Consider the following 13,256-nt stretch of genomic DNA (forward strand, 5'->3'; position numbering starts at 1 on the left):
GTTGTTGACATCAGAAGGGATCAGCGATGATCGAGAATGCACCGGTTGACCGGGTCCCGGTACTGATCGCCGGCGGTGGGCCGGTCGGCCTTACGCTGGCGCTCACCTTGGCGCGACACGGTGTGCAGGCGCTGCTCGTCGAACGCAATCCGTCGACCACCACGCACCCCAAGATGGACATCACCAACGGCCGCAGCATGGAGCTGTACCGGCAGCTCGGTATCGCTGACGAATTGCGCAAAGTGGCTGTGCCGGAAGATCATCCGTTCGACGTTGCCTGGGTCACCAAGGTCAGCGGCTGGGAATTGGCTCGGTTCCGCTACCCCGGCGTCGCCGAACGCCGCCAAACCATCCGTGCGTGTACCGACGGCACCACGACGTTGGAACCGCCGATGCGGGTTTCCCAGGCGATTCTCGAACCGGCACTCAAGGCGATTCTGGAGACGCGGACGGGCATCGACGTCCGATACGGGTGGGCCCTGCGGTCCTTCCGCCAGCACGCCGACGGCGTCGACGCGGTGATCAACTGCAGCGCGACGGGCGAGACCCGCACAGTGCGGGCGGACTACCTGGCCGGGTGCGACGGGGCCGGCAGCATCGTGCGCCGCGAATTGGGAATTGCGTTGCACGACATCGATATCCGGCGGCTGGCTGCACGTGAGATCGGGTTGCGCACGGTGCTCGCGGGGACGGTGCGGGCATTCGTGGAACGGCACCAGACCCCGATGGACGGCCGCGTGTACATGGTGCATTTCACGTCCCCCGCGCGCGAGGTGTTGGAACGATTCGGCACGACCTGGCATACCCAGTCCCCCGAGGGCTGGACCTTGATCTCGCAGAACGATCGCGACACCTGGACGCTGCACACCCCGATCGGCATGGGCGTCAAGACCGAGGAAATCGATCCGAAGCAGTTCCTGTTCGCTCGGCTGGGCGTCGAATTCGATTGCGACATCATCGTTGCCAACGAATGGCGCCCCCGGCTCTCACTCGCCGACTCGTATGGGCACGGGCGGGTGTGGCTGGCCGGCGACTCGGCCCACCAGGTGGTGCCCAACGGCGGCTACGGCATGAACACCGGCGTCGGCGACGCGGTCGGGTTGGGCTGGGCGCTGGCCGCTGTCGTCAACGGCTGGGGCGGTCCCCGCCTACTCAGTGCGTACGCGGCCGAACGCCGCGCGGTCGGGGTCGCCAATCGGGATGCCTCCGCCCGGCACACTTTGGTGCGCCTGGCCATCCAAATGGCACACCGCGCATCGCTTTCCAGGGAGGGCTGGGCGGGTGAACGTGATCGCGCGCGCCTGGGCCGCGAGATTCTCGATCTCGGCAACCTGGAAAATGAGGCCGACGGAATCGAGCACGGATACCGCTACGACAACTCGCCGGTCGTCTGTGCAGAACCCGGCAATCCCCCGGCCAATCCCTCGCACCGATACCTCCCGAGCACCGTGCCGGGTGCCCGGCCACCGAGTGTCTTCCTGCCGGACGGTACGGCTCTGTTCGACCTGTTCGGGTCCGGATTCACGCTGCTGCGCTTCACCGACGTCGACGTCATGGAGTTGGTCGCTGCGGCAGAGGATCGTGGCGTCCCGCTGACTGTCGTCGATGTCCGCGACACGCATACCCGGAAGCTCTACGAGCGTGACCTGGTGCTGATCCGTCCCGATCAGCACGTGGCATGGCGCGGAAACAGCGGCCCCACCGACGCGGTGGCCGTGATCGACCGGCTCCGCGGCGCGGTCGGCGCCTCGATTCTGACTCCGCGAAAGGAGTACTCACGATGAGCAACAACACGATCGGTGCCCACAACGGTCTGCACAGCGCAGACGGAGCCCTCAGCGGCGAGCATCCGGGCCGCTCCCACAACCCGCTGACCAAGGTCGTCGACGTCGCGTGGCTGGAGTTCGACAAACCCGATCTGGCGCGCGCCGAGGCCTTTGCCCATGCGTTCGGCTTCGGTACCGCGCTCCGCACCGACACCGAATTGCACTTGCGCGGTAGCGAGCCCGACGCCCCGTGCGTCCTCATCCGGCGTGGCCCGCAGACCCGGTTCCGCGGGCTGGCTTTCGTCGCCGCGGACGACGCCGACCTGGTGCGACTGGCCGACAAGACCGGCTCCCGGGCCACCGCGCTACCGGAATCGATCGGCGGACTGGGTGTGCAATTGACCGACCCCAGCGGCATCCCGGTACGCGTGGTGTCCGGCGCCCATCCGCTGAGTCCGCTGCCATCGCAGGTACCTCACACCCTCAACTTCGGCGACGACGTCGCCCGGATCAACGCGATGCAGCGGCCGCCACGGGTGCCGACGACGGTGCAGCGACTCGGCCACGTCGTCCTACAGACCACCAAATACCGTGCGGCATTGGACTGGTACCTCGACACGCTCGGCTTGATCGTCAGCGACTTCCTGTACTTCCCGGGACAGCGCGAACGCGGGCCCGCCATGAGCTTCATCCGGTGCGACCGCGGGTCGATCCCGACCGACCATCACACCCTGGCGTTGGCGCTGGGGCCAGCAAACCGCTACGTGCATTCGGCCTACCAGGTCAGTGATCTCGACGCCCTCGCCGCGGGCGGTGAATACCTCAAAGACCATGGCTACCAACGCTCCTGGGGCATCGGGCGACATATCCAGGGCAGCCAGATCTTCGACTACTGGCGCGACCCCGACGGGTTCATGGTCGAGCACTTCACCGACGGCGACATGTTCGACAGCACGCTCGAACCCGGATGGGCAGAGTTCACCGCCTCCGGCCTGGCGCAATGGGGACCGCCCGCCACCGCCGACTTCCTCGGCACCAGTCCCAGGCACGCGCGCAGCGAGGCGCGCGAACTGCTCACCGCGCTACGCGGCAACAACGAATTCGACGTCAACCGCCTCATCGGCCTACTGAAAGCTGCCAAGTCATGACCATCTCCGTTCTTCGCACCGCCGACGCCTGGTGGGTGTACACCGCCACCGGCGCAACCAAGATCGCCACCGACGCGACCACCACCGGTGCGCTGCTGGCCGACCGCGCCGCTATCGAGGCCGCCGCTTCCGACCCCAGCACGGTGCCGGTCGACAGCCTCGATCTGCTCTCCCCGGTGACCGCACCGTGCCGCGTCGTGGCCCAGATGACCAATTTCGCCTCGCACGTCAGGGACGCCGGGATGGAACCGGCCTCGATCCCGTTGACCTTCTTCCGCAAATCGTCGGCGTCGATCACCGGCCCAGCGGACGCGATCGTCAAACCCAGCCACGTGCGGTTTCTGGACTATGAAGTGGAGATCGGTCTGGTCATCGGCACCGACATCCCGGTGGGCAGCACCATCGACGAGTCCAACCTGTCCGACTACGTGGCCGGGTTGGTGGTGACCAACGACGTGTCCGCCCGCGATATCCAGCTGCCGCAGACTCAGTTCTACGAAGCCAAGTCCTACCCCACCTTCACCCCCGTCGGGCCGGCGCTGGTGCTGCTGACCGCCGCCGAACTCAAGCGCTTCGGCGACCTGCGTCTGCAACTGCGCGTCAATGGCCAACTGCGGCAAGACATGCTCGTCGCCGGCGACATGATCTATCCGCCACTGCAGGCCCTGCGGTCACTGACCCGCTTCCAGGATCTCAGCGCCGGCGACCTGATTCTGACCGGAACACCCGTCGGCACCGCGTTGAGCGCACCGCCGAAACCGATCCAACTCATCGGGTCACTGCTGCCGCCGGCCGTGAAGTGGAAGGCCTTCTTCAAGAGCCAGGCGAAGAACCCCAAGTATCTGCACGACGGCGACGTCGTCGAGGCGACCGTCGCCACCGACGACGGCGCGATCGACCTCGGCGCCCAACACAACACCGTGAGGTATGCGTGAGCTCGAACCTGTTGTGGCCCAGTTACTCTGAACCAACGGACCTGGCCGACATCGAGTCGGTGCCGCTGTCCGACCGCGGCCTGCCCGACTCGACGTACGCGATGCTGGTCCGGGCCGCCCAGTTGTGGCCGGGCCGGGTCGCGGTCAGTGTCCTGCCCGATGGCCAGCGGTGGGAGCAGCCGGTTCAGCGTACCTTCGGACAGCTGTTGCACGACGTGCACCAAGCCGCCAACCTGTTGTACGACTTGGGTGTTCGGCGCGGCGACGCGGTCGCGCTGATCGCACCGAATTGCGACGAGCTCATCACCGCGACGCTGGCGGCCCAGCTGGCCGGTATCGCCGCGCCGGTCAATGGCGCACTCTCGCCCGGGCACATCAGCGAACTGGTACGGCGGTCCGGTGCCCGAGTATTGATCTCCTCGAATCCCGAACTCGACGCATCCGCGTGGGCGATTGCCGAACGACTCGTTGCCGACGGCCTCATCGACACCGTCCTGCTGATCGGGCCCACCGGTGCTGGCTCGATCGCCGTCCCCGCTCTCGCGGGTGCGAACGTGGGCTCTCTGGCTCGGCTGGCCGCAGACTACGACAGCGCGCAATTCAGTGGCGACGCACCGCAATCCAGCGATCTGGCAGCACTGTTTCACACTGGCGGCACCACCGGCGCACCCAAACTGGCCGCGCACACCCACGCCAATGAAGTAACCGACGCCTGGATGATCGCCGCCAACACGGTGCTCGATGAGACTGCGGTGTTGTTCGCGGCCTTGCCGCTGTTCCATGTGAACGCTCTCGTGGTGACCACGTTGGCCCCGCTGCTGCGTGGGCAGCAGGTGTTGTGGGCCGGGCCGCTCGGCTACCGGGACATGGGGCTGTACGGGAACTTCTGGAAGATCGTTGAGCGCTACCAGGTCTCCACAATGAGCGCCGTCCCCACGGTGTACTCCGTGCTCAGCCAGCTCCCGATCGATGCCGACATCTCCTGCATGCGGTTGGCGATCGTCGGCGCCTCCGCGCTCCCCGACGCGGTGCGCGGCGATTTCCAGTCGCACACCGGCGTCACGCTCGTGGAGGGCTACGGGTTGACCGAGGCGACGTGCGCGAGTGCCCGCTGCTTCCCCGAGCACCCCCGCCCGGGCTCGGTAGGTCAGCGGTTGCCCTATCAGCAGGTCAAAGCTGTCCGGATCGATGGCGACGGGACCTGGCACGACCTGCCGCCCGGGCAGATCGGAACCTTGGCGATCGGCGGGCCCACCGTGTTCCCGGGCTACGTCACCGGCCGCAGCGCGGATGGTTTCGTGCTCGACGGCAACGGCAAACTCGTCGACGGCTGGCTCGACACCGGGGACCTCGCCTGGATCGGCGACGACGATTTCGTGCACCTGTCCGGACGTGCCAAGGATTTGATCATCCGCGGCGGGCACAACATCGACCCGGTGCTGATCGAGGACGTCCTGCTGGCGCATCCCGACGTGACCGGCGTCGCCGCGGTGGGCCGACCCGATGTCCATGCCGGTGAGGTGCCGGTCGCCTACGTGACGGTGCGTCCCGAGGCGGCAGTCACTCCGGAGTCGTTGCGCCAGTGGGCTGTTGAGCGGGTAGCCGAGGCGGCCGCCGCGCCGAAATCGGTGACCGTGATCGATGCGATCCCGCTCACCGCCGTCGGGAAACCGTACAAGCCCGCGCTGCGCGCTGACGCCGCCCGCCGCGCGATCATGGACGCGCTGGCAGGCGTGCCCGGCGTCGTGGATGTCGAAGCCACAGTCGACGACGGCTCCATCGTCGTGACTGTCGGCACCGACACCGAGACCGACACGATCACTGCGATCCTCGGACGGTATGCGCTCGCCTGGGGCATCGAGGAACGATCGTGACTGCTCCCGTCTCGACGTCGTCGGCGCAAATTCCTTACCCTGTAACAACATCCGTCCCCGTTGTCGTCGTCGGAGCGGGGCCGACCGGCGTCGCCGCGGCGACCCTGCTGGCCGACTACGGCGTGCCGACGCTGGTTCTCGACCGATGGAAATCGGTCTATCCCCAGCCACGGGCAGTCCACCTCGACGACGAGATTCATCGCATCCTCGCCCGCATCGGCGTGGCCGAGCAGTTCCGCGCAATCTCGCGGCCGGCGCTCGGCTTGCGGCTGCTCGACCAGAACCACCACACGCTGGCGCAGTTCGACCGCGACCCCACCCGCAGCAGGCACGGGTACCCGCAGGCCAACATGTTCGACCAACCCGAGCTGGAATTGCTGCTGCGCGCGAACCTGACCAAGCGCCCGAATGTGCAGTTGCGCGGCAATGTGGACGTCACCGCCGTCACTCAGCTTGAGCCCGGCCGCGTCCGGGTCACCTACACCGACCGCGATGCCGGAACACAGCACGCCATCGAAACCAGCTATGTCTTGGGCTGCGACGGGGCCAACAGCATCGTGCGAGCCTCGATCGGCGCAGAGATGGACGACCTGCGGTTCGAGCAGCGTTGGCTGGTGGCCGATGTGGTCACCGACGCCGAGCTCGATCAATGGGATGGCGTGCACCAGGTGTGCGATCCCATTCGGGCCGCGACGTACATGCGGATCGGGCACAACCGCTACCGCTGGGAATTCCGTCTGCTGCCATCGGAAGTCGCCGCCGACTTCAGCACGTTGAAAACCCTTCGGCCCCTGATCGTTCCGTGGATCGGCGACGTCGCTGACGACGGACTCGAGCTGGTACGCGTCACCGAGTACACCTTTCGCGCCCAGCTCGCCGACAAATGGCGGGACGGCCACGTCTTCCTTCTCGGTGACGCCGCGCACCTCACGCCGCCTTTCATCGGACAAGGCATGGGAGCGGGCCTACGCGACGCGATGAACCTCGCGTGGAAAATCGCCGCCGTCATCAATACGGACATGCCCGCCGCCCTGCTGGATACCTACGAACAAGAACGAAAGCCGCACGCACGCACCATGATCGGCCTGGCGTTGGGCATGGGATGGGCGATGACGGCCGGCGGCCAGGTCGGAAACCTGGTGCGGCGCGCCGTCGCACCTCGCCTGCGGTGGATTCCGGGGCTTCGCGACAAGATCGCCAACGGCACCACCCCGCGGTTGCATCAGTCTGCCTTGGTGATCAAACGCCGGATGCCGCAGCACCTCGCCGGGACCCTGTGCCCCAACCCCGTTGCCGTCGACGGCAGGCGCCTCGACACCTTGCTGGGCAATGGCTTCGGTCTGGTCACCACCACGCGTCCACTGGCATTTCAGCTCGCGGCGCTCGACGAGCACGGCATTGTCGTACACGTCGCCGAACCCGGAGGTGAACTGGAGCGGTGGCTACGCCGCGGCCGTGCGACCGTCGCCATCATCCGTCCTGATCGCACGGTGATGTGTGCAGGGCGAGATGTCTGGAACCTGTGTGCGGCCATCCCGGGGTTTTCGGCGGCGTCCGGTCAGCGTGCTTGGGCGCGCACCACTCACCCGCCCGCGTCCCGCACGGACACCGAACTGCAGGTTCGCGGTGCCGATCCCGGAATGCCCAGCTGAAGCGCGCCCGCACTCTTTCGTCCACCGCCTGAGGCATGAGAGGACCATCAATGCAACGCCGACCCGCTGGTCTACCCAGCTACGAGCCCGACATCTACTCTGTCGACGCCATCACCGACCCCTATCCCCACTACCAGAGGATGCGTGACCTCGGTCCGGTGGTATGGCTGGCGAAGCAACGGGCGTATGCGCTGCCGCGGTACGCCGAGTGCAAAGCGGTGCTACGCGACGACAAGAACTTTCTGTCGGGTCACGGTGTGGCACTCAATCCGATCACCAACCGAATGTCGCACGGCACCACGCTCAACAGCGACGGTGTCGAGCACGAACGACGCCGCAAGAGCGTCGCCCACCGCATGCTGCCGCGTGCGCTGCGCGCCATCAGTGACACCGTCGATGACGCGGCCCGCAGCGTCGTCGATACTGCGCTCGACAAGGGGGAGATCGATGGTGTCCACGACCTCGCGGCCGCGCTCCCGTTGGCCGTCGTCCCCGACCTCATCGGTTGGCCGCGCGATCAACGCGATCACCTGATTGCTTGGGCCGGAGCAACATTCGATGTACTCGGCCCGCTCAACTGGCAGGCGATCAAAGCAGTACCCAACACCATGCTCATGCTGCGCTTCGCGCGGCGTGTGGTTCGCGAGCGCAACGTCATCGACGGCAGCATGGCTCATGAGCTACTTGCGGCCGCAGACGAAGGCAAACTGGCGCACCACGAATGCCCGCCGTTGCTCGTCGATTACCTCGCCCCGTCGATCGATACCACCATGAGTGCCATCTCCAACGCGTTGAGTCTCTTCGCCGGCCACCCCGACCAGTGGCAACTGCTCAAGGACGAACCCGCCCTCATCGCAAACGCCGTCAATGAAATCGTCCGCTATGAGCCACCGCTGCGCGCCTTCGCGCGGTGCGCGGCGCAGCAGACCGAAATCGCTGGCGTGCGAATCCCCTCGGGCGCACGAGTCTTGGTGATCTATGCCTCGGCCAACCGCGACGAACGCGAATGGGAGAACCCAGCGGTCTTCGACATCCGACGCGACGCGGGCCGTCACATCGGTTTCGGACACGGTGCCCACGCTTGCGCCGGACAGGGCCTGGCGCGCTTGGAAACAACCGCGATGTTGCAGGCGCTGCTCGAGCGCGTGGACCGGATAGAGCTGACCGGTACGCCCGAGTGGGCGGTGAACAACATCATCCGCCGCCACGAACGCTTGCCTCTCAAGCTGATCGCCGCTTAGCCGCACGTAGCCGGGTCAGCGGACTGTCTTGGCGTTGCCACCGGTGTCCCTCCTGATCCGCCACCGCCCGTCCTGCTTCTCGACCAGACCACTGATCTCCAGCAGTGCCAGTGGCCCGAGCACGCGTTCGGGAGCCAGCGCCGCGCCAATCGAAATCTGTTCCAGGCTGCGGAATCCGCGCGCCGGCAGCGCCTCGTAAACCTGAAGCTGGTCAGGCGTCAGATCGTCCAGCGGCGTCTCTGGATGCTCGGGTTCGTCGGCGAGTTCGCCCATCCGGCCGATCAATTCGACGATCTGCTCCGCCCGGTCGACCAAGGTCGCACCGCTACGCAGCAGGACGTGACACCCCGCCGAGGCAGCCGAGGTCACCGGGCCCGGCACCGCACACACCTCGCGGCCCATCGCGCGCGCCCAGGCTGCCGTGTTGGCCGCGCCGCTGCGCAGACCCGCCTCCACGACCACTGTCGCGCCGGACAAGGCCGCCACCAACCGGTTACGGGTCAGGAACCGGTACCGCGTCGGTCGCTCCCCCGGCGGATACTCACTGAGCAGCAGCCCGGACGTGGCGACCCGGTGCAACAGCGCGGAATGCCCGGAGGGGTACGGCACATCGACACCACCGGCCAACACCGCCACGGTGACGCCGTCCGACGCCAGTGCGGCGCGGTGCGCCGCTCCGTCGATGCCATAGGTTCTATCGCTAGTCTAAATTGTTGCACTGGGACATGCGCAATGGTACGTCTGCCCAGACTAACCGCCTTGATCTGGCAACTGACGAGCCACAACTGAAGGACGGCTCGGATTAGCACTCCTGACGCGAATGCGACCATCTGCGCAATACCAGCGCTAGACAAACTCGCAAAAGCAACCCGCCGACCTACACCGTCCGCTTTGGGTCCGTGGCCGCCGCATTGTCGAGCGCATCGCAACAACGACGCACCAGGTATCCTCACAGACTATTGCGCTATGCAATAGTTGCAGTAGGGTTATGTGGACGGGGGCCCGTATCGGCCGGTTGTCATCGCGCACGATGCGGCGCTTGTACGTGAGGCATATCCAAAGTGCGGAGAGGACAATAGTTGTGAAGATCGTGAAGAGCGTGAGACCTCCGGCGGGATTGAACCGGTTCTTGTATCGGCTGCCCATTTACGCGTATCGAGCTCACCTCGGGTGGGTGTTCGGGGAGCGAATATTGCTGCTCCATCACATAGGTCGAGTGTCCGGCCAGCCCCGCCAAGCGGTCCTTGAGGTCGCCGACCACGATCGCGCGAATGACAGCTTCGTTGTCGCCTCAGGATGGGGGCCGACCGCCGCCTGGTACCAAAACGTGCTTCACACACCGAATGTCACCATTGATGTGGGGCGCCGCACCTTGCCAGTGACGGCGGTAGCGCTGGATGCCGACGAAGGGGCGGACATCTTCGCCCGCTATGCGATGCGACATCGCGTGTTGGCGAAGCTGGTTCTTCCGCGCGTGATGGGGTTCGCAGTCAACGGCTCCGAAGCCGACTTCCGCGAAGCCGGGCGACACATGCCCTTTGTCCGGTTTGTCCCCCATTCCCCGGTGGCGTCCGATTGACCTGCGATACGCGGTTTCGTGGGGTCGGACAGCGGTCAAGCCTGACGAAAGCAGCCTCGCGTATCACGCTGAGGCGCTGAACGATCTGTCTGTCTGGCGGTGTCGCGACATCGAGCCACGCTGAGCGATACGGTGTTACGTGCTCGACTCGGCCGCCGCAATCGAAGGTGCCCAGGCGGAGCCTGGCCAACCAGGTGTTTGATGGCAAATTGCGGAGTGTGACCAGCGATTAGAGGCACCCCGAGATGGCCAAGGTGCGCTAAGCTCACCATCTTGGTGCGCCGGGAAGTCTGGTCGGCAGTGTCTTTTGCTGAGCCCAGATTGAGGATGCCGATGCTGAAATTTCTTCATTCGCGTCCGATTCTGCTGCTCGCGTTTGCCTTTGCGGTTATGGCCGATCCCGTGTCATCGGTTGCGTACGCGATCGAGGCCGCGTTGCGTGCGCTCGATGGTGATCTGACCTTGTTGATTCCGGCGATGTCTGCGGTGGTTCTGATCATTGCGCTGGTGGTGGTGAACTATCAGCAGCTGATTGCTCGATATCCGCGAGGCGGCGGTGCGTCAGCTGCCACTGGCGAGGCCTTCGGTGAGGGATGGGCGTTCCTGCCGATTGGCGCCCTCATCGTTGATTTTGTCCTGACTATCGCGATCAGTGTCGCGGCCGGCGCATCAGCGATCATCGCCTACGTGCCGGCGTTGGCGCCGGACCGGATCATTCTGGCAGCCGGGTTGACGATCCTTGTCGGCGGGGCGACGTGGTTCGGTCACCTCGGTCGCATCGCGTTCGCGGCCATGACCATGGCCTTCATCGCCGTCACGACAGTCGTTCTGCTGTACGGAACAGCCGCCGAGCCGCAGGCGGGGACATCTCTGTCCGTGTCGGGTAATGCCGGCCACGGTGCGGTTCTCGCGGTGCTGCTTGCCTTTCCTGTAGCGATGGCGCTCGCGACCGGCGTCGAGGCTCCGTCGTCGGCGATCGCGCAGCTGGGCCAGCTTGACGATCGCGGGCGCCACCAATTCGGCAAGGTCACCCTGTGGCTGACCCTGGGCATCGTTGGCACGCTCACCATGGGATTGACCGTCGAAGCGCGTCTGCTCAACATCGGCATCCCACCCGAGGACAGCACCCAGATCGCTGAACTTGCCCGCCACTGCTCGCCGGGTACGGTGTTTGCGGCATTCCAGCTCGTCACCGCGCTGCTGCTTCTGTCGGCGGCCAGCTCATCGTTCCAAGCCGGGCCTGGCCTGCTGAAAGCGCTGGCCCGCACCTCGCACGGCACGGGCATTTTGCCGGCGCCGCTGGGCCGAACGAACATTCACCACACTCCGTACTGGGGTGTGGTGATCTTCACGGTCATCTCAGTGGCCGCGACGGTCGCCGCTGGCGGGCACGATCAAACCCTCGTGCTCTACTACGCAGTGTCGGTGTTCCTGAGCTTTTTGGCTGGTCTGGTCGCGATGGCCTACTTCTCGTATCACGAGCACAACCGCGGCCATCTCATCCTCAACGGAACCGGTGTGATCGTGGTGTTTTTCGTCCTCGTGATCAATCTGGGCCGTGGTTATCCGGTTGTCAGCCTCGTGGCGACCGTGCTGGTTGCAGCGGTGCTGTGGCGGCTGTGGATCAAGGCGGGCCGGCCCCGGGGGATCCGTGAGGTCGAGGCGATGGCCGAGGCGACATCTGGCCAATCTGACGAGCCCCCAGTCTAATGGGCAGCGATCCGATATCCCGAGGCGCCGAGCGCGCATCTCGCAGTCATCGGCGGGCGCCTCGACCGCAAACATCACGCTGCATACGAACGCCAATGCAGCTCTGCTGCTGCATCTTTCATGACACTATCGCCGAATATTGCCTGTGCAATAGCTGGCATGCCACGGCAGCGGCCACGCCACGAAAGTTTCGGTAGCATCATGCAATAGTTGCTGTATGCGGTAACGGATTGACTTCGCGACGAGGCGAGGCGGGCGGGAATTCGTCATGAGCCGCGCCGGGACGCGAATAGGAGTGCACGATGATCAGTTCCCCAGCCGCGAACGTTGTTCCGCTGGACAGGCGAAGCCCACGACATCGCCGGAGCGCACCGATTGACCATGCCGGGGATGTTCGGTGGATTGGCACTGCCGCCCAGGAGCAGGTGGTCAGCGCTGCGTTCGGTGATGACCGGGCGGCCGCCGTCGTCTCTCAAGGGATTGAGCGGTCAGATCGGGTGCCGCCGGCAGCAGCAGTTCTCGGCGAATTGGCTGCGCTGACGTCGTTCGCCTGCCGTCGGCTTATCGGGGATTACAGGGTGGATGACTTCGGTTATGACGCTGAATTCGCTGAGCGGGTCGTGCTGCCGATGTTGCGCCCCCTGTTGAACGGCTGGTTTCGGGCGGAGGTGGTTGGCCTGGACAACGTGCCCGCAGACGGCCCCGCGCTGATCGTCGCCAACCACGCGGGGGTGTTGCCACTGGATGCGTTGATGACCTCGGTGGCGATTCACGACCGCCATCGCGCACACCGCACGCTACGGATCTTGGCCGCCGATCTGGTATTTGCGCTACCTGTCCTTGCGCCGATGGCGCGCAAAGCCGGACATACCTTGGCCTGTGTGCCCGACGCCCACCGCCTGCTGTGCAACGGTGAATTGGCAGCGGTCTTCCCCGAAGGTTACAAAGGGCTCGGCAAGCGATTCGGCGATCGCTACCGCCTAGCCCGCTTCGGCCGCGGCGGATTCGCGGCCGCGGCGCTGCGCGCTGGTGCACCGATCGTCCCGTGCGCGATCGTCGGATCCGAAGAGATCTATCCGATGGTGGCCAACCTGGGGCCGTTGGCCCGGGTGCTGGGACTGCCGTACTTCCCAATCACGCCAACCTTCCCTCTGACCGGATTGCTGGGCCTGGTGCCGTTGCCGTCCAAGTGGTACATCGAATTCGGCACACCGATCCCGACATCAGGTTGTGCTGATGCCGACGATCCGATGGCCGTGTTCGACCTTGCGGACCGGGTTCGCCAAACCGTTGGGACTCTCCTGCGGCAGCGGTTGGCGGTGCGGCGCAACGTCTTTGCCGGCTGAGGCGA

The 13,256-nt window shown here is 65.6% G+C and carries 9 protein-coding genes and 1 pseudogene; 9 read left to right on the forward strand and 1 reads right to left on the reverse strand.

The window, feature by feature from the left end; translation table 11 throughout:
• The first annotated feature begins 26 nt into the window (after positions 1-26).
• Genes A7G45_RS19810 through A7G45_RS19835 form a run of 6 tightly spaced genes read left to right on the forward strand, consistent with a single transcriptional unit; the run spans position 27 to position 8,616 of the window.
• Positions 27-1,784: an FAD-dependent monooxygenase gene (locus A7G45_RS19810; protein ID WP_260939655.1), complete on the forward strand. Its 1,758-nt coding sequence runs from the start codon at positions 27-29 to the stop codon at positions 1,782-1,784.
• Positions 1,781-2,914 carry a VOC family protein gene (locus A7G45_RS19815; RefSeq protein WP_260939656.1) on the forward strand — a complete coding sequence of 378 codons (1,134 nt, stop codon included), beginning with the start codon at positions 1,781-1,783 and terminating at the stop codon, positions 2,912-2,914. Before A7G45_RS19810 ends, A7G45_RS19815 begins: the two co-directional genes overlap by 4 nt.
• A complete protein-coding gene (locus A7G45_RS19820) occupies positions 2,911-3,849 on the forward strand; it encodes a fumarylacetoacetate hydrolase family protein (protein WP_260939657.1) in 939 nt (312 codons plus the stop codon). Before A7G45_RS19815 ends, A7G45_RS19820 begins: the two co-directional genes overlap by 4 nt.
• Positions 3,846-5,723, forward strand: coding sequence for an acyl-CoA synthetase (locus A7G45_RS19825; RefSeq protein ID WP_260939659.1), 1,878 nt, complete (start codon positions 3,846-3,848; stop codon positions 5,721-5,723). The genes A7G45_RS19820 and A7G45_RS19825 overlap by 4 nt, the downstream gene beginning before the upstream one ends.
• Positions 5,720-7,375: a bifunctional 3-(3-hydroxy-phenyl)propionate/3-hydroxycinnamic acid hydroxylase MhpA gene (gene mhpA, locus A7G45_RS19830; protein WP_260939661.1), complete on the forward strand. Its 1,656-nt coding sequence runs from the start codon at positions 5,720-5,722 to the stop codon at positions 7,373-7,375. Before A7G45_RS19825 ends, mhpA begins: the two co-directional genes overlap by 4 nt.
• A 50-nt stretch (positions 7,376-7,425) precedes the next feature.
• On the forward strand, positions 7,426-8,616 hold the full coding sequence (locus tag A7G45_RS19835; RefSeq protein ID WP_260939663.1) for a cytochrome P450: 1,191 nt from the start codon (positions 7,426-7,428) through the stop codon (positions 8,614-8,616).
• 15 nt (positions 8,617-8,631) lie between these two features.
• Here the strand turns inward: A7G45_RS19835 and A7G45_RS19840 are convergent.
• A pseudogene (locus tag A7G45_RS19840) lies at positions 8,632-9,318 on the reverse strand (DNA-processing protein DprA); the annotation flags it as partial.
• Positions 9,319-9,697: 379 nt separating this feature from the next.
• On the opposite strand from A7G45_RS19840, the gene A7G45_RS19845 reads away from it, so the two are divergent.
• The 3 genes from A7G45_RS19845 (at position 9,698) to A7G45_RS19855 (ending at position 13,251) form a co-directional block, all read left to right on the forward strand.
• Positions 9,698-10,195 (forward strand): nitroreductase family deazaflavin-dependent oxidoreductase, encoded by a 498-nt coding sequence (locus A7G45_RS19845; RefSeq protein WP_260939664.1) that lies wholly within the window; start codon positions 9,698-9,700, stop codon positions 10,193-10,195.
• Between the two features lie 327 nt (positions 10,196-10,522).
• A complete protein-coding gene (locus tag A7G45_RS19850) occupies positions 10,523-11,905 on the forward strand; it encodes an amino acid permease (protein WP_260939665.1) in 1,383 nt (460 codons plus the stop codon).
• 302 nt (positions 11,906-12,207) lie between these two features.
• Positions 12,208-13,251 carry a 1-acyl-sn-glycerol-3-phosphate acyltransferase gene (locus tag A7G45_RS19855; RefSeq protein ID WP_260939668.1) on the forward strand — a complete coding sequence of 348 codons (1,044 nt, stop codon included), beginning with the start codon at positions 12,208-12,210 and terminating at the stop codon, positions 13,249-13,251.
• Positions 13,252-13,256 lie beyond the last annotated feature (5 nt).

It is taken from the genome of Mycolicibacterium llatzerense, from assembly GCF_025331195.1.
In the GTDB taxonomy this organism is placed as follows: Bacteria; Actinomycetota; Actinomycetes; order Mycobacteriales; family Mycobacteriaceae; genus Mycobacterium; species Mycobacterium llatzerense.